Source organism: Enterococcus durans (assembly GCF_002277935.1).
Taxonomy (GTDB): Bacteria; Bacillota; Bacilli; order Lactobacillales; family Enterococcaceae; genus Enterococcus_B; species Enterococcus_B durans.
The window spans coordinates 2,020,447-2,037,743 of sequence record NZ_CP022930.1; the positions used below are offsets into that span (position 1 = coordinate 2,020,447).

General features: G+C 41.7%; 10 protein-coding genes, 16 tRNA genes and 3 rRNA genes. 25 read left to right on the plus strand and 4 right to left on the minus strand.

Annotated elements, in window-relative coordinates:
* Window positions 1–121: 121 nt before the first annotated feature.
* The 24 genes from CJZ72_RS09600 (at window position 122) to CJZ72_RS09715 (ending at window position 11,017) form a co-directional block, all read left to right on the plus strand.
* The gene (locus tag CJZ72_RS09600) at window positions 122–808 is read left to right on the plus strand and encodes a response regulator transcription factor (RefSeq protein ID WP_095443797.1); all 687 of its coding nucleotides are present in this window, start codon (window positions 122–124) and stop codon (window positions 806–808) included.
* The gene (locus CJZ72_RS09605; RefSeq protein ID WP_005875039.1) at window positions 805–2,307 is read left to right on the plus strand and encodes a HAMP domain-containing sensor histidine kinase; all 1,503 of its coding nucleotides are present in this window, start codon (window positions 805–807) and stop codon (window positions 2,305–2,307) included. Before CJZ72_RS09600 ends, CJZ72_RS09605 begins: the two co-directional genes overlap by 4 nt.
* Window positions 2,308–2,985: 678 nt before the next feature.
* Window positions 2,986–4,545 (plus strand): 16S ribosomal RNA (locus tag CJZ72_RS09610).
* Window positions 4,546–4,622: 77 nt separating this feature from the next.
* A tRNA-Ala gene (locus CJZ72_RS09615) sits at window positions 4,623–4,695 on the plus strand.
* Between the two features lie 180 nt (window positions 4,696–4,875).
* Window positions 4,876–7,789, plus strand: a 23S ribosomal RNA gene (locus CJZ72_RS09620).
* Window positions 7,790–7,881: 92 nt separating this feature from the next.
* Window positions 7,882–7,997, plus strand: a 5S ribosomal RNA gene (gene rrf, locus CJZ72_RS09625).
* Together the 16S, 23S and 5S rRNA genes with 16 tRNA genes alongside form the textbook arrangement of a ribosomal RNA operon.
* A 9-nt stretch (window positions 7,998–8,006) precedes the next feature.
* Window positions 8,007–8,080, plus strand: a tRNA-Asn gene (locus CJZ72_RS09630).
* Window positions 8,081–8,120: 40 nt separating this feature from the next.
* Window positions 8,121–8,209 (plus strand) — tRNA-Ser (locus tag CJZ72_RS09635).
* Window positions 8,210–8,224: 15 nt separating this feature from the next.
* A tRNA-Glu gene (locus CJZ72_RS09640) sits at window positions 8,225–8,296 on the plus strand.
* A gap of 14 nt (window positions 8,297–8,310) precedes the next feature.
* Window positions 8,311–8,383 (plus strand) — tRNA-Val (locus CJZ72_RS09645).
* 9 nt (window positions 8,384–8,392) lie between these two features.
* Window positions 8,393–8,465 (plus strand) — tRNA-Asp (locus tag CJZ72_RS09650).
* A gap of 34 nt (window positions 8,466–8,499) precedes the next feature.
* A tRNA-Phe gene (locus CJZ72_RS09655) sits at window positions 8,500–8,575 on the plus strand.
* Window position 8,576: 1 nt separating this feature from the next.
* Window positions 8,577–8,657 (plus strand) — tRNA-Tyr (locus CJZ72_RS09660).
* A gap of 6 nt (window positions 8,658–8,663) precedes the next feature.
* Window positions 8,664–8,737: transfer RNA gene (locus tag CJZ72_RS09665), tRNA-Trp, on the plus strand.
* Window positions 8,738–8,739: 2 nt separating this feature from the next.
* Window positions 8,740–8,812, plus strand: a tRNA-His gene (locus CJZ72_RS09670).
* Window positions 8,813–8,822: 10 nt separating this feature from the next.
* Window positions 8,823–8,894: transfer RNA gene (locus CJZ72_RS09675), tRNA-Gln, on the plus strand.
* Between the two features lie 37 nt (window positions 8,895–8,931).
* Window positions 8,932–9,002: transfer RNA gene (locus CJZ72_RS09680), tRNA-Cys, on the plus strand.
* 20 nt (window positions 9,003–9,022) lie between these two features.
* Window positions 9,023–9,107: transfer RNA gene (locus CJZ72_RS09685), tRNA-Leu, on the plus strand.
* A gap of 61 nt (window positions 9,108–9,168) precedes the next feature.
* Window positions 9,169–9,241: transfer RNA gene (locus CJZ72_RS09690), tRNA-His, on the plus strand.
* A 9-nt stretch (window positions 9,242–9,250) separates the two neighbouring features.
* Window positions 9,251–9,322 (plus strand) — tRNA-Gln (locus tag CJZ72_RS09695).
* 9 nt (window positions 9,323–9,331) lie between these two features.
* Window positions 9,332–9,415: transfer RNA gene (locus CJZ72_RS09700), tRNA-Leu, on the plus strand.
* 220 nt (window positions 9,416–9,635) lie between these two features.
* Window positions 9,636–10,139: an AAA family ATPase gene (locus CJZ72_RS09705; protein ID WP_081134456.1), complete on the plus strand. Its 504-nt coding sequence runs from the start codon at window positions 9,636–9,638 to the stop codon at window positions 10,137–10,139.
* A 70-nt stretch (window positions 10,140–10,209) separates the two neighbouring features.
* Complete coding sequence (locus CJZ72_RS09710; RefSeq protein ID WP_081134455.1) at window positions 10,210–10,581, plus strand: nuclear transport factor 2 family protein; 372 nt, start codon at window positions 10,210–10,212, stop codon at window positions 10,579–10,581.
* Window positions 10,582–10,807: 226 nt separating this feature from the next.
* Window positions 10,808–11,017, plus strand: a complete 210-nt coding sequence (locus CJZ72_RS09715; RefSeq protein WP_005878492.1) for a DUF3923 family protein — start codon at window positions 10,808–10,810, stop codon at window positions 11,015–11,017.
* Between the two features lie 507 nt (window positions 11,018–11,524).
* Here the strand turns inward: CJZ72_RS09715 and CJZ72_RS09720 are convergent.
* From CJZ72_RS09720 to celB, 4 genes are all read right to left on the minus strand, one after another.
* The gene (locus CJZ72_RS09720; protein WP_081134454.1) at window positions 11,525–12,127 is read right to left on the minus strand and encodes an alpha/beta hydrolase; all 603 of its coding nucleotides are present in this window, start codon (window positions 12,125–12,127) and stop codon (window positions 11,525–11,527) included.
* A gap of 33 nt (window positions 12,128–12,160) precedes the next feature.
* Window positions 12,161–13,135, minus strand: coding sequence for a ring-cleaving dioxygenase (locus tag CJZ72_RS09725; RefSeq protein ID WP_081134453.1), 975 nt, complete (start codon window positions 13,133–13,135; stop codon window positions 12,161–12,163).
* 162 nt (window positions 13,136–13,297) lie between these two features.
* Window positions 13,298–14,017, minus strand: coding sequence for a GntR family transcriptional regulator (locus CJZ72_RS09730; RefSeq protein ID WP_005878504.1), 720 nt, complete (start codon window positions 14,015–14,017; stop codon window positions 13,298–13,300).
* 268 nt (window positions 14,018–14,285) lie between these two features.
* A complete protein-coding gene (gene celB / locus CJZ72_RS09735) occupies window positions 14,286–15,557 on the minus strand; it encodes a PTS cellobiose transporter subunit IIC (protein WP_081134452.1) in 1,272 nt (423 codons plus the stop codon).
* A 154-nt stretch (window positions 15,558–15,711) separates the two neighbouring features.
* Between celB and CJZ72_RS09740 the strand changes: the two genes are divergently transcribed.
* Entirely contained in the window at window positions 15,712–17,103 is a 1,392-nt protein-coding gene (locus tag CJZ72_RS09740) for a glycoside hydrolase family 1 protein (protein WP_081134451.1), read from the plus strand.
* Window positions 17,104–17,297 lie beyond the last annotated feature (194 nt).

A 17,297-nucleotide genomic window follows, 5' to 3' on the forward strand; every position in this document is an offset into this window, starting at 1 on the left:
AGGACTTCAGCTCTTTTTAAAAATTTGTATCCATGCTAAAATGAATGTAGATTTTTAAATAGATTATCGGTATAATAATATAGTTTTGAATAAGCACGTAGAGAGAAAGGAAAAAAGATTAATGAGTAATATTCTAATCATTGAAGATGAAAAGAACTTGGCTCGATTTGTCGAGTTGGAATTAAAGCATGAAGGCTATAATGCAGAAGTTCATTATAATGGACGTACAGGATTAGATGCGGCCCTGAACAATGAATGGGATGCTATTTTGTTGGACTTGATGTTGCCAGAATTAAATGGACTAGAAGTCTGCAGACGAGTGCATCAAGTGAAGAATACGCCAATCATTATGATGACTGCCAGAGATTCAGTCATTGATCGCGTTTCCGGATTAGACCATGGAGCAGATGACTATATCGTTAAACCATTTGCAATCGAAGAATTGTTAGCCCGCTTACGTGCATTATTACGTCGAATCGATATCGAAGGCGACAAAAATGTAGCGAAACAAACAACAATTACTTATCGTGATTTGACGATTGAAAAAGAAAATCGTGTCGTACGACGTGGCAGTGAAGTGATCGAACTCACAAAACGTGAATACGAACTATTACTTACGCTGATGGAAAATGTCAATGTTGTGTTAGCACGTGACGTTTTGTTAAATAAAGTATGGGGATATGAAACAGAAGTCGAAACAAACGTTGTAGATGTTTATATTCGTTACCTTCGTAATAAAATTGATGTTCCTGGAGAAGAAAGCTATATCCAAACAGTTCGTGGAACAGGTTATGTGATGCGCTCGTGATAAAACAAAAAAAATCAGAAAAAAGAGAACTTAAAGGTCCCTCCTTGACTATCAAGTGGGCCTTTGCAAGTTCTTTCTTTATATTTGTAGTGTTTACTATTTTCGCAGTCATCACGTATAAGTCATCGATCAACCTTCTCGTTGCAAAAGAAAGAAACAATGTAGAAAGAACGATCTCAGAGGTTACTTCTCGCTTGGCTAACTCAGATGAGGAATTAACACTAGTCAACACTTATCGAAACTTGACAAATTCAAGGGATCGAGATGGTAGTGTGAATGATACTTCGATCATTGAAGGGAATTTGATGAAGATCGATTCTTTTATTTCAGAATTAGGCCAAGAATCAATGGACTTATATGTATATGATCTAGATGAAAAATTGATTTTTAAAACACATGAGAAAGACCGTTCATTGATCCAAGCAACACGGAAAGTCCCAACGATCGTTACCTTGGATGGAAAGACTGGCTTCCTTTCGGTACAACCGATCTATTCCAAAGAAACACGAGAAAAAATCGGGTACGCTCAAAGTTTTTACGAGCTTTCTTCTTTTTATGATATCCGCAACAAGCTTTTGTTGACGCTGATAGTCTTAGAGATCGTTTCGTTGATCTTGAGCAGCATATTAGGTTTTTTCCTGTCCTCTTATTTCTTGAAACCATTGAAGGTCTTGAGAGATACGATGGATACGATTCGAAAAGATCCACAGTCGGATATTCACATGCCTGAGATAGACACAAACGATGAACTAGCCGACTTAGCAGAGATATTCAATGAAATGCTCGATCGCATGCGTCTATATATCGAACAGCAAGAACAATTCGTAGAAGATGTTTCTCATGAGTTGAGAACGCCTGTCGCGATTATTGAAGGGCATTTAAGCTTGCTGAATCGCTGGGGAAAAGATGATCCCGAAATACTTGAAGAATCATTAGCTGCAAGTATGCAAGAAATCAGCAGAATGAAAAGTTTGGTACAAGAAATGCTGGACCTTTCTCGAGCAGAACAAGTGGACATCCACTATGCAAACGAGACGACCTTAGCGAAAGAAGTAACATACCAAGTGTATAATAACTTCAAGATACTTTATCCGGACTACGTTATTACATTAGATGATGATTTGACAAAAGAAGTGACTTTGCAGATCTATCGCAATCATTTCGAGCAATTGATCATAATTATTTTGGATAATGCTGTAAAATATTCTACAGATCGAAAAGAAGTGCATATCTCGATTTCATCTACTTTGAATGAGTTTGAAATTGCTATCCAAGACTTTGGAGAGGGGATACCGCAAGAAGATCTGAATAAGATATTCAATCGATTCTACCGAGTGGATAAAGCAAGAGCACGGACAAAAGGTGGCAATGGCTTAGGCCTTTCGATTGCCAAACAATTAGTAGAAAGTTACAAAGGGAAGATTATTGCAGAAAGTGTGGTTGGCCAAGGAACGATTTTTAGGATTTTCATTCCAATCATCAAAAAAGAAAACAAGTAAGGAAAGTGCCTTGCTTGTTTTTTTATTTTGTAAAGGACGAATAAAAAGACAAAAACGGACGGGAGAAAGAATAGAAGGTAAAAATACTTTATGGCTAACCGAACTTTTCAGACGATATCGAGTGAAAAAGTTGCTTAAATAAGGAAAAAAATGTTAAAAAACACGTTTGTATCGGCGAATATTCGTGTTTTGAAATAATAGAAAAAAATGTATTTTTTCTATTGCATTTTACTTAAGTACTTGATATATTATTATTTGTTCTGACAAAACGATATTCAAAATCTAGTTACATTTCATAAAAAAAGATGTTGACGAACATTTTGAATCGTGTTATAATAACGAAGTCGTTTTAGAAATGGACGCTTGAAAGTCTTTTATATCAACGGAAAAAGTTGTTGACAAATAACAACTAACGTGATAAGATAATCAAGTCGTTAAGAACACGGCAAACAATTCGAAAAAAACTTTTGAAAGAAAGTTGTTGACAGAAACTTAAGAATCTGTTAAGATATAAGAGTTGTTAAAACAAAAAGATTAGACCTTTGAAAACTGAACAAAGTAAGACAAACTAAATGTGTAGGGCGTCTTGATCGATTCAAGACAACAAACATTTTTAACAAGCAAGCAATATGCTAGCAAACAAATTGAGCTTAACAATCGCAAGATTGTTCTAACTTTTATTATGAGAGTTTGATCCTGGCTCAGGACGAACGCTGGCGGCGTGCCTAATACATGCAAGTCGTACGCTTCTTTTTCCACCGGAGCTTGCTCCACCGGAAAAAGAAGAGTGGCGAACGGGTGAGTAACACGTGGGTAACCTGCCCATCAGAAGGGGATAACACTTGGAAACAGGTGCTAATACCGTATAACAATCGAAACCGCATGGTTTTGATTTGAAAGGCGCTTTCGGGTGTCGCTGATGGATGGACCCGCGGTGCATTAGCTAGTTGGTGAGGTAACGGCTCACCAAGGCCACGATGCATAGCCGACCTGAGAGGGTGATCGGCCACATTGGGACTGAGACACGGCCCAAACTCCTACGGGAGGCAGCAGTAGGGAATCTTCGGCAATGGACGAAAGTCTGACCGAGCAACGCCGCGTGAGTGAAGAAGGTTTTCGGATCGTAAAACTCTGTTGTTAGAGAAGAACAAGGATGAGAGTAACTGTTCATCCCTTGACGGTATCTAACCAGAAAGCCACGGCTAACTACGTGCCAGCAGCCGCGGTAATACGTAGGTGGCAAGCGTTGTCCGGATTTATTGGGCGTAAAGCGAGCGCAGGCGGTTTCTTAAGTCTGATGTGAAAGCCCCCGGCTCAACCGGGGAGGGTCATTGGAAACTGGGAGACTTGAGTGCAGAAGAGGAGAGTGGAATTCCATGTGTAGCGGTGAAATGCGTAGATATATGGAGGAACACCAGTGGCGAAGGCGGCTCTCTGGTCTGTAACTGACGCTGAGGCTCGAAAGCGTGGGGAGCAAACAGGATTAGATACCCTGGTAGTCCACGCCGTAAACGATGAGTGCTAAGTGTTGGAGGGTTTCCGCCCTTCAGTGCTGCAGCTAACGCATTAAGCACTCCGCCTGGGGAGTACGACCGCAAGGTTGAAACTCAAAGGAATTGACGGGGGCCCGCACAAGCGGTGGAGCATGTGGTTTAATTCGAAGCAACGCGAAGAACCTTACCAGGTCTTGACATCCTTTGACCACTCTAGAGATAGAGCTTCCCCTTCGGGGGCAAAGTGACAGGTGGTGCATGGTTGTCGTCAGCTCGTGTCGTGAGATGTTGGGTTAAGTCCCGCAACGAGCGCAACCCTTATTGTTAGTTGCCATCATTTAGTTGGGCACTCTAGCAAGACTGCCGGTGACAAACCGGAGGAAGGTGGGGATGACGTCAAATCATCATGCCCCTTATGACCTGGGCTACACACGTGCTACAATGGGAAGTACAACGAGTCGCGAAGTCGCGAGGCTAAGCTAATCTCTTAAAGCTTCTCTCAGTTCGGATTGTAGGCTGCAACTCGCCTACATGAAGCCGGAATCGCTAGTAATCGCGGATCAGCACGCCGCGGTGAATACGTTCCCGGGCCTTGTACACACCGCCCGTCACACCACGAGAGTTTGTAACACCCGAAGTCGGTGAGGTAACCTTTTGGAGCCAGCCGCCTAAGGTGGGATAGATGATTGGGGTGAAGTCGTAACAAGGTAGCCGTATCGGAAGGTGCGGCTGGATCACCTCCTTTCTAAGGAATATTACGGAGACTACACTGGTTGTTTTATACTTTGTTCAGTTTTGAGAGGTCTACTCAAAATTTAGATCGGGGCCTTAGCTCAGCTGGGAGAGCGCCTGCTTTGCACGCAGGAGGTCAGCGGTTCGATCCCGCTAGGCTCCATTAACAACGTATGTTGTTAAATTATTTTGTTCATTGAAAACTGGATATTTGAAGTAAATTAAGTAATACAAACCGAGAACACCGCGTTGAATGAGTTTTTTAATAAGTTCAATTGCTTATTTTCTTGATCGGACTTCTATCGCTAGAAGAAAGATCAAAACCCAACCGCAAGGTTGATAAGGTTAAGTGAATAAGGGCGCACGGTGGATGCCTTGGCACTAGGAGCCGATGAAGGACGGGACTAACACCGATATGCTTTGGGGAGCTGTACGTAAGCTATGATCCAGAGATTTCCGAATGGGGAAACCCAACATCTTTTATAGGATGTTACGTTTGCGTGAATACATAGCGCATTCGAGGTAGACGCAGAGAACTGAAACATCTAAGTACCTGCAGGAAGAGAAAGAAAATTCGATTCCCTGAGTAGCGGCGAGCGAAACGGGAAAAGCCCAAACCAATGAGCTTGCTCATTGGGGTTGTAGGACTCCAATATGGTAGTTCTTTCAGATAATCGAATGACTTGGAAAAGTCAGTCAAAGAGGGTAAAAACCCCGTAGATGAAATTTGGAAGGCACCTAGGAGGATCCTGAGTACGGCGGAACACGAGGAATTCCGTCGGAATCCGGGAGGACCATCTCCCAAGGCTAAATACTCCCTAGTGACCGATAGTGAACCAGTACCGTGAGGGAAAGGTGAAAAGCACCCCGGAAGGGGAGTGAAATAGAACCTGAAACCGTGTGCCTACAACAAGTCAAAGCCCGTTAATGGGTGATGGCGTGCCTTTTGTAGAATGAACCGGCGAGTTACGATTGCATGCGAGGTTAAGTCGAAGAGACGGAGCCGCAGCGAAAGCGAGTCTGAATAGGGCGTTTGAGTATGTAGTCGTAGACCCGAAACCATGTGATCTACCCATGTCCAGGTTGAAGGTGCGGTAAAACGCACTGGAGGACCGAACCCACGTACGTTGAAAAGTGCGGGGATGAGGTGTGGGTAGCGGAGAAATTCCAAACGAACTTGGAGATAGCTGGTTCTCTCCGAAATAGCTTTAGGGCTAGCCTCGGATTTGAGAATGATGGAGGTAGAGCACTGTTTGGACTAGGGGCCCATCTCGGGTTACCGAATTCAGATAAACTCCGAATGCCATTCATTCATATCCGGGAGTCAGACTGTGAGTGATAAGATCCATAGTCGAAAGGGAAACAGCCCAGACCACCAGCTAAGGTCCCAAAATATATGTTAAGTGGAAAAGGATGTGGGGTTGCACAGACAACTAGGATGTTGGCTCAGAAGCAGCCACCATTTAAAGAGTGCGTAATAGCTCACTAGTCGAGTGACCCTGCGCCGAAAATGTACCGGGGCTAAACATATTACCGAAGCTGTGGAGTACACCATGAGGTGTATTGGTAGGAGAGCGTTCTAAGGGCGTTGAAGGCAGATCGTGAGGACTGCTGGAGCGCTTAGAAGTGAGAATGCCGGTATGAGTAGCGAAAGACAGGTGAGAATCCTGTCCACCGAATGACTAAGGTTTCCTGGGGAAGGCTCGTCCGCCCAGGGTTAGTCGGGACCTAAGCCGAGGCCGACAGGCGTAGGCGATGGACAACAGGTTGATATTCCTGTACTCGTTGTTTTTGTTTGAGCAATGGAGGGACGCAGGAGGCTAAGGAATGCAGACGATTGGAAATGTCTGTCCAAGCAGTAAGTCTTGATAGGAGTCAAATGCTTCTGTCTACACGGATAAGCTGTGATGGGGAGGGAAATAATAGTACCGAAGTTCCTGATGTCACACTGCCAAGAAAAGCTTCTAGTGAGAAAACAATGACCCGTACCGCAAACCGACACAGGTAGTCGAGGAGAGAATCCTAAGGTGAGCGAGAGAACTCTCGTTAAGGAACTCGGCAAAATGACCCCGTAACTTCGGGAGAAGGGGTGCTGATCTTCGATCAGCCGCAGTGAATAGGCCCAAGCGACTGTTTATCAAAAACACAGGTCTCTGCAAAATCGTAAGATGAAGTATAGGGGCTGACGCCTGCCCGGTGCTGGAAGGTTAAGAGGAGTGCTTAGCGTAAGCGAAGGTACGAATTGAAGCCCCAGTAAACGGCGGCCGTAACTATAACGGTCCTAAGGTAGCGAAATTCCTTGTCGGGTAAGTTCCGACCCGCACGAAAGGCGTAACGATTTGGGCACTGTCTCAACGAGAGACTCGGTGAAATTTTAGTACCTGTGAAGATGCAGGTTACCCGCGACAGGACGGAAAGACCCCATGGAGCTTTACTGTAGTTTGATATTGAGTGTCTGTACCGCATGTACAGGATAGGTAGGAGCCGTAGAAATCGGAACGCTAGTTTCGATGGAGGCGCTGGTGGGATACTACCCCTGCGTTATGGCCACTCTAACCCGCACCACTAATCGTGGTGGGAGACAGTGTCAGATGGGCAGTTTGACTGGGGCGGTCGCCTCCTAAAAGGTAACGGAGGCGCCCAAAGGTTCCCTCAGAATGGTTGGAAATCATTCGAAGAGTGTAAAGGCAGAAGGGAGCTTGACTGCGAGACCAACAAGTCGAGCAGGGACGAAAGTCGGGCTTAGTGATCCGGTGGTTCCGCATGGAAGGGCCATCGCTCAACGGATAAAAGCTACCCTGGGGATAACAGGCTTATCTCCCCCAAGAGTCCACATCGACGGGGAGGTTTGGCACCTCGATGTCGGCTCGTCGCATCCTGGGGCTGTAGTCGGTCCCAAGGGTTGGGCTGTTCGCCCATTAAAGCGGCACGCGAGCTGGGTTCAGAACGTCGTGAGACAGTTCGGTCCCTATCCGTCGCGGGCGTTGGAAATTTGAGAGGAGCTGTCCTTAGTACGAGAGGACCGGGATGGACTTACCGCTGGTGTACCAGTTGTTCTGCCAAGGGCATTGCTGGGTAGCTATGTAGGGAAGGGATAAACGCTGAAAGCATCTAAGTGTGAAGCCCACCTCAAGATGAGATTTCCCATTTCTTTAAGAAAGTAAGATCCCTGAGAGATGATCAGGTAGATAGGTCAGGAGTGGAAGGCCAGTGATGGTTGGAGCGGACTGATACTAATCGATCGAGGACTTAACCAAATGGTTAAAAGAAAAGAACTCGGACATTACTTAAACTTCAAATCCAGTTTTGAGTGAGCAAAATGCAAACTCAATAAAAGATAACACCACAGTGTGGTGGCGATAGCGAGAAGGATACACCTGTAACCATGCCGAACACAGAAGTTAAGCTTCTTAGCGCCGATTGTAGTGAGGGGTTGCCCCTTGTGAGAGTAGGACGTCGCCACGCTGGTAATATTCCGGCATAGCTCAGTTGGTAGTAGCGCATGACTGTTAATCATGATGTCGTAGGTTCGAGTCCTACTGCCGGAGTTCTCATTTATGAGAAAGAGTAATGAGCTTCTTTCACTCGGGAGAGTTGTCCGAGAGGCCGAAGGAGCATGATTGGAAATCATGTAGATGGTTTATACTGTCTCAAGGGTTCGAATCCCTTACTCTCCGTAATAGAATTATCCTGGCCCGTTGGTCAAGCGGTTAAGACACCGCCCTTTCACGGCGGTAACACGGGTTCGAGTCCCGTACGGGTCATTAATTGAAAATATGGAGGTTTAGCTCAGCTGGGAGAGCATCTGCCTTACAAGCAGAGGGTCAGCGGTTCGATCCCGTTAACCTCCATAATGAATTGGTTCCGTGGTGTAGGGGTTAACATGCCTGCCTGTCACGCAGGAGATCGCGGGTTCGATTCCCGTCGGAACCGTCATTCTTTTTCAATTAATACATTTTTAAATATTGGCGCGGTAGCTCAGTTGGTAGAGCAACGGATTGAAGCTCCGTGTGTCGGCAGTTCGATTCTGTCCCGCGCCACCATGGAGGAGTAGCGAAGTGGCTAAACGCGACGGACTGTAAATCCGTTCCTTAGGGTTCAGTGGTTCGAATCCACTCTCCTCCATTTAATAGGGGCATAGTTTAAAGGTAGAACAGCGGTCTCCAAAACCGTTAGTGTGGGTTCAATTCCTGCTGCCCCTGCCATGGCGATTGTGGCGAAGTGGTTAACGCACCGGATTGTGGCTCCGGCATTCGTGGGTTCGATTCCCATCATTCGCCCTTCTTTTCTTGGGGTATAGCCAAGCGGTAAGGCAAGGGACTTTGACTCCCTCATGCGTTGGTTCGAATCCAGCTACCCCAGTTCTATAATTTACTTTATAGACTGATAATAGTATAATGGCGGTATAGCCAAGTGGTAAGGCAGAGGTCTGCAAAACCTTCATCACCGGTTCAAATCCGGTTACCGCCTTAGTACTAATAAATCAACTTGCCGGCGTGGCGGAATTGGCAGACGCGCTGGACTCAAAATCCAGTGCCCGTTGAGGGCGTGCCGGTTCGACCCCGGCCGCCGGTATTGACTAAGATGAACCCATCTTAGTTTTTTATTGAGAAATAAAATAACATATCTTATTATGGCGAATGTGGCGAAGTGGTTAACGCACCGGATTGTGGCTCCGGCATTCGTGGGTTCGATTCCCATCATTCGCCCTTCTTTTTTGGGGTATAGCCAAGCGGTAAGGCAAGGGACTTTGACTCCCTCATGCGTTGGTTCGAATCCAGCTACCCCAGTTTTATCACGCCGGCGTGGCGGAATTGGCAGACGCGCTGGACTCAAAATCCAGTGATCTCACGATCGTGCCGGTTCGACCCCGGCCGCCGGTATCCTAACCCAAACGTAGTTTTACGTTTGGGTTTTCTTTTTGTTTCTAGGAAAAGTAATGGCACACTGACATATTCTTATGTTAGTGTTTTTTTGTTTGAAAAAAATAGGAGAATACATTTTCACTCAATGGAAACCTCTTTTGTCAAAAATATGTGTCTCTTTCATATTATGCTATATTTATTTGTGAAAACAAATGAACGTGTTAATAGGAGAAGACATATGAGTAAGTTGATTATTTTAAGAGGAAACTCTGGTAGTGGCAAAACAACTACTGCTAAGGCTATACAAAATTATTTTCCACGTGGAAAAGTGATGCTCATTTCTCAAGATGAGATCCGTTTAGGTATTTTAAATGTCAAAGATCGTAAAGAGAATCCGACTGCTGATTTAATTCGACTGATTGCTGAATTTGGATATGATAAATTTGATGTAGTGATTGTTGAAGGTATTCTTGGTTCTCACATTTACAAAGAGATTTTTGAACACTTATGTCGTTTTTTTGATGAGGTATACACTTACTACTATGATATTTCATTTGAAGAAACTGTGGCACGTCATGGACAACGAGAAAAAGCAAAAGAATTTGGTGCTGAGCGTATGAAAAAATGGTGGGTGGAAAAAGATGTATTAAATTTCTCAAATGAAATGTTGATCACGTCAGAAATGACTCAAGAACAAGTGGTCCAAATGATTATCTCTGATATGAATGAAAACGGTTTATGATTTCTTTGATGCAAGTCTTTATTTTTCACCTTTTTATAGATACTACAATTGATTTCTAAGGAGAAGTATTATGGACAAAAGAAAAATGATTCAAAACTATTTTCACTCATGGATCACAAGAGACTTTTCCAAAATACCTGAATACTTTCATCAAGATATCGTGTATAGAGAATGTTACGGGCCAGTATATCATGGTATGGATGAAATCAGTAGTTGGCTTTGTCATATGCGAACAAAACAAAGGGTTATTGCATGGCACATCTATCGGATACTTGATGTTTTAGATGATATTTTTGTGGTGGAGTGGTACTTTTATGCTGAAGAGACAGCAAAATACAGTTTCTATGGTGTTTCAATCATAGAATTTGATGGAGGTATGATCATCTCGATTAGTGAATACGAACAAAAGCATGAAACGTATAGACCGTATGAAGAAACGTAATTCCTTTGTATTGAATAGTATATTTTTTAAGCGTTTTCTCTATCGATGAGGTTTTCTATTTTTCACTTTCTTTTGAGAAGAGGAAAGCGAGTTGAGAAATCTATGTTAGTATTGATTCATGGAAATGGTAAACGATGTTTAGAAGCTGAAATTAGAAGAAGCGTATTTTATTTCAATTCCAATCATTCTTTATGCGTTTCTACTACTATTCAGAGGAGTGGAAAATATGAAGTTGTGGAAGGTTGTTAATATTTTAGAATTAGTCATTTTTGTTGTGGGTATTTTATTCTTGTGGTTTAGAAAAGTCGATGGTAGCGGAGTTGTCAATACAACAAATAATAAAATGGTTTCTATAGCTATGCTGGTTATTTTCTTTATTATTCTTGCAATCATCCAATTGATTTGGTTTAGAGCTCTTAAAAAGAGAAGTCTGTGAATCATCATTTTATAAATGAATTGCCTGATTTTTAATTTGGTTATGCGGAATTGCAGTGTTTCATCGAGAATTGATTCTCTAAGGGTCACTATTTTGGTCGTGTCAGAAGATAACTCATGTTTGGAATCGTTTTTTGAGTATCAGAAGTAGATTCACCGCCTAGTTTAGACTGATAGTTTGATTGCTCAACTCTAAATAATGAAATGCAAAAAAGAAGGAGCGTGGGACAAAAGTAAGAAACACTTTTGTCTCATTCTTTAAAAACGAATAAACGGTGGGAGCAGAAGCAACTCCTTCTTAAATAAGCCGAAATTCACAAAAATTCGAAAAGCAATTTTCGTGAATTTCTTCTTATTTCTCAGAGTTAAACACTTCTGTCCCAGCCTCTAAACGTGTTAATAAATTAGTAGGTTGCTTGACTTAACATCAAAAGAATCCGCCAGAAGAAAACAGGGTTAGTTGTTTTTCTTCTGGCGGATCATTCTTAGTAAGTTCCTATTCTAGGGATCAACTATTTTTATCTAGCCACTCTTTAGCAATGGTTAACTCTTCCATCGTCAATTGATGTCCTGTATTTGTGTTGGTTACGGTCAATTGGGCATGACGAGTTTCAAATTCGTTGATTAAAGCAGAAATAGCTGTGGAAGAGACAATAGGATCGTCTTCACTGTAGGAAAGCCAGATTTTTTTGTCCGCCAATGAAAAGGTTTGCTGATGGTTACCTAATGACATTGGATGGAAAAAGAGGCCTGTTTTTAGACCCGTTTGACTTTCTAACATCAAATGCGCAGCAATATTTGCACCGTTTGAGTAACCGACAACGATCCAGTCACTCAAAGGGATTCGTTCGTTTTCACTGATTGTTTTGATTTCTTCGTGCAAGTTTGTTGACTCTTCTTCTAAACTTTCATAATCAAATTGATTCAATCCATTTCGTTTGAAAAAACGATTCATACCGTCTTCATTAATGGAACCGCGAAAAGAGAGAAGTGTGCTATTGGGAGCTAAAAAGTGGGCGATATCAATTAAAGAGTATTCATCTCCACCTGTACCGTGAAGCAAGAGTAACTTTTTGCCATTAGGGCTACCTTTTTCGAATAAATAGTGCATGGGGCGCCTCCTTTTTTCACTCATAGAAAACAGTTATTCACGTTTTTTATTCGCATCGCTAGTATCGAATGGACGGACATATTCTTCGATCTCTGCTCGTTTCTCTTCTAAGAAAGGTGGTAAGGACAATATCTCTCCTGCGGTTTCAGTTGGTTCATCACCAAAAAATCCAGGTCCATCTGTAGCTAATTCGAATAACACGTGAGAAGCGGCTAAGAAATATTCTGATTGGAAATAAAAGCGATCAACAAAGCCTGAATTTGGTAAATCAACTTTATTGATCAAGCGAATCCAGTGTTCCAACGCTTCTTTATCTGCGACACGTAAAGCTAAGTGATGGATATTGCCAAATCCTTCTATTGCGTCTGGAAGATCAGTCCGGTGTTCGATGATGATACTAGCCCCATTACCCCCTTCGCCTACTTCAAATTGATAAAAAGCATCTGAATGAGCTGTTTCTTTAAATCCTAAGATGTTTTCTAGGATCACGCGGATATGGTCTAAGTTTTTGACTCGAACAAAAATAGGGCCTAATCCAGTAATGCCATATTTTGATGGAACGTTACTGTTTTTCCATGGGATACCAGAAGCGACGCCGTGGTTATTTTCGTCTGAAATCAGTTGGTATGCTTGACTGTCAAAATCTTCAAACTCTAAATACTTTTTAGAAAAGCGTTCGTTGATCTCAGAATGAGTGATACCATATTTTTCAAATCGTTCGAGCCAAAATGTCAATGCTTCATCGTTTGGAACTCTAAAAGAAGCTCTTGAAATCGTATCAGTACCTTTTTTTCCTTTTGCCTGATTTGGAAAATCAAAAAAAGTCATATCAGTTCCTGGTGCTCCATGTTCATCTGTGAAGTAAAGATGATAAGTTTCGATGTCGTCTTGATTGACGGTTTTTTTCACTAAACGCATACCCAAAATGTCAGTAAAAAAACGATAGATTTTTGTGGCACTAGAAGTCATTGCTGTAACGTGGTGGATTCCTCTGATTTGTGTGTCCATACTGCTTCCTCCTGTTAACTTACAAAAAGTAAGTGATGATAAATACAGTATAGTGGGAGAGGGGAGTTAATGCAATTAATTTGTCTTTGTGTTTTATTGGCTGAATGATATAAAAAAAGTCCCTTACACGAAACGACTGTTTCTTGCAAGGGCTATATGATTTTAATTAGAACGGACATCAAGTACAGAATAATTACGAACATCGAACCGATTACGACTTGAGGAATATTCAATAGGTTGGCCGTCTTTTAAGTAGACGACTTGTTGGACTTCCAGTACAGGATCGGTCTCACTACAATTTAAATATTCTTGGTCAAAAGTGGTGCTTTTATCTGCAGAGATTGCGCGATAGGCTCCAGCAAAGTGAATATTCAATTCTTTATGCAAGTAATCATAAATAGAAGAAAGCAGGTGTTCTCTTTTTAAGCCAGGTACTAAGTTAACGGGCATAAATGTGTGTTCCAAAATGTAAGGTTCATTGTCCAGTATGCGTAGGCGATGGATGTTATAAACGGGTTGTTCTGCATCGACCATCAAGCGCTCCTGGATATATTCATTCGGAAACTCCACGTCGAAATGGATCACTTGACTTGTTAGAGAACGATGGCGTTTATGCATTTGATAGCTTAGACCTTCGTATTCATTGGCAGGAGAAGTATCTTTTTCCATAAAAGGATGATTCAATATTTTTGTTCCAGAGCCTCTTTGAGAGTAAAGCAATCCTTCCATTGCTAAAATGTTGATTGCTTTTTTGATCGTCATGCGGCTGGCACCGAATTCTTTCACCAAGTCCACTTGATTCGGTAAAAAACTATTAGGCGGGTATTCTTTTGAACGAATCCGCTCTCTTAATATATGGGCTATTTCTTCGTATTTTGGCACGTTATTCACCTCACAATTGAGTATAACTAAAGATATCTTTTTCGACAACAAGTAATCGAAAAAGAAGGTCGATAGTTAAAAAAGCTGTGGGAAAAATCTGAAAATCAGTTTTATTACAGACTCTCGAATAAACGGTGTCCAAAAGTCTGGCTTTTCGGAAATTTAAAAAAACGAACAATACATTTTTGTATTGCTCGTTTTTCTCCCTAATTTCTCAAACCTAAATGACTTTTGTCTCGACCTTTTTTCGATGTAGTAAAAGCAGTTGTTACAAGACATCCAAGTCTGGTTGTTTATCCAAGATTTTAAGGAACGGATACCAAATGAAAGCTACAATCACAAAGTCAACAACTTGAAGGAGCCCGCCTAACCAAGAATTGGTTGCTAACACGCCACTTGCGATGATTGGAACAGTCCAAGGCACCGAAACCCCAGTTGGTGGTGGTACGATTCCAGCTGCCATGATCAAGTAGTTGAATGTAGTGACGATCAGTGGTGCAATGACCCAAGGAATCAAGATCGTTGCGTTTAAAACGATTGGTAACCCGAAGATCACAGGTTCATTCACATTGAAGATCCCGGGAGCTAGAGCTAGACGACCAACATCACGATATTGTTTTTTCTTCAAAACAAATGCCATCAAAAGGACAACTGCTAGCGTCATTCCTGAACCACCGATACCAACGGTAAAAGTTTCCATGAATGGTTTAGTGATGATGTGTGGCAATTCTTTTCCATGTTGATAAGCTTCAAGGTTATCAAGCATCAAAGTGTTCCAGATCGGATCCATTACAGAGTTGACGATGATTTGACCATGAAGTCCGAAGAACCATAGGAATTGAACAAAGAACAAAGCAATCAATGTAGCTGGTAAACTGCTTCCCAATCCAGTCAATGGTTTTTGGATTACTTCATAAACCACATCATGAAGATTTGCATGGAAGACACCAGTCATAATCGCGTTGATAACTAAGAAAACAGTTAATGTCACAACGGCTGGAATCAAAGCAGCAAAAGATTTTGATACTGCTGGTGGTACACCGTCAGGCATTTTGATCTGCCAACCACGTTTTGTGATACGGCAGTAGATTTCACCTGCAATAAATGCAGCAATCATACCAATGAACATCCCTTTAGCGCCAAGTCGATCAAGCGACAAGACACCAGAAACCTCTTCGCCTCCAGGTGTAGTCATGACAAAAGGAGTAAGAATCAAAAAGCTCGCAAAGGAAACTGCTCCGCCAAAAATACCTTCAACGTCATAGGATTTCGATAAATAATAGCCGATACCAAAAGTAACAAAGACAGACATGATACTCATTGTTGCATTTTGACCGTTTCCAAATAGAGTGGTTAAAGTTCCTTTCGTGCTATCACTGAAAAATGGAAGATTATTGATAACTACCACGATAGAACCAAACATCGTTAATGGAAAAGACAGCATAAATGCGTCTCTTAAAACCGTCAAGTAACGATTTCGCCCTAACATATTTGCTAGAGGCATGATTTTCTGAGCAAGCTTATCCATAAAACCGTTCATTATTTTCACCTCAAATTTATTTTTGTAATCGATTACAAAAATAGTATAACTGGTATTTTATTAAATGTCTAGTCATTTATTATAAAAGTATTGATTTATTTTTTGATATTCGTTATCATAACGGTATCAAAAGAAAATAAGCGAGGGCAAAAAAATGACGAAGTATAAATTTCCAGAGAATTTTTGGTGGGGTTCCGCAGCTAGCGGGCCACAAACAGAAGGAAGGATCCAAGGCGATCACAAAGGAGAGAATATTTGGGATTACTGGTATGAACAAGAACCAGAAAAGTTTTTCAATCAAGTTGGGCCGGAAAAAACGAGTCAGGTTTATACTAAATACCGTGAAGACGTACAATTGATGAAGAAAACAGGCCACAATACTTTCCGGACATCTATCCAATGGAGCCGTCTACTACCAAATGGAACTGGGGAAGTAAATCAGACTGCAGTTGATTTTTACCGTGCGTACTTCAAAGAACTATTAGACAATGGTATTGAACCTTTTGTGAATCTCTATCATTTTGATATGCCGCTGACACTTCAAAAAAATGGTGGCTGGTTAGACCGAAAAACTGTCGATGCATATGTGGATTATGCGACTACTTGTTTTGACTTGTTCGGCGATCTTGTAAAAAAATGGTTTACCCACAATGAGCCGATCGTTCCAGTTGAAGGAGGGTACCTGTATCAATTCCATTATCCAAATCATGTCAATATGAAAGAGGCTATTCAAGTTGGCTATCATGAAAATCTGGCGAGTGCCAAAGCGATCAAGGCATATCACCAATTGGCACAAGATGGAGAAATCGGGATCATCTTAAATCTGACACCAAGCTACCCGAGAGATGAAACAAATGAAGAAGATGTGAAAGCCGCAACGATCGCGGATGCTTTCTTTAATCGTTCGTTCCTTGATCCCGCTGTAAAAGGCGAGTTTCCGCAAGACTTGATCAAGATTGTCAAAGAATTGGATTTATTACCTGAGATAAAAGAAGGGGATCTGGAAACGATCAAAGAAAATACGGTCGATCTATTAGGGATCAATTATTACCAACCGCGACGGATCAAAGCGAAAGAAACGCCAGTGGATACAAAAAATAGTCCTATGCCAGATGATTATTTTGATAATTATGATCTGCCAAATAAAAAAATGAACCCTTATCGTGGATGGGAAATCTATGAAAAAGGAATTTATGATATTTTGACGAATACTAGAGAAAATTATGGAAATATCAAATGCTATATTTCCGAAAATGGTATGGGGGTTGAAGGAGAAGAACGTTTTATCAATGAGAATGGCGTGATTGAAGATGATTACCGCATCGAATTTGTTACGGATCATCTAAAATATGTTCATCAAGCAATCGAAGAAGGCACAAATTGTGTTGGTTACCATATGTGGACGTGCATGGATAACTGGTCATGGACAAATGCATATAAGAACCGCTATGGTTTTATTGCAGTAGATCTTGCTCAAGATGGAAAACGGACGATCAAGAAATCTGGTCATTGGTTCAGCGAAGTGGCTAAGAACAACGGATTCTAGAAACGAACTTCTAATAAAAAGAAGCAATGACAGAAGTAAAAGCGTTTCTCGTATGCAAGAAATTTGAATAAATGGCGGGAATAGAAATTGTCTCCTTAAAAAATAAACATGAATCTTCAAAAATTTGAAAAATGATTTTCGTGGGATTTGGCTTATTTCTTGAGGATAGGTTCATTTCTATTCTGGCCTTTTTT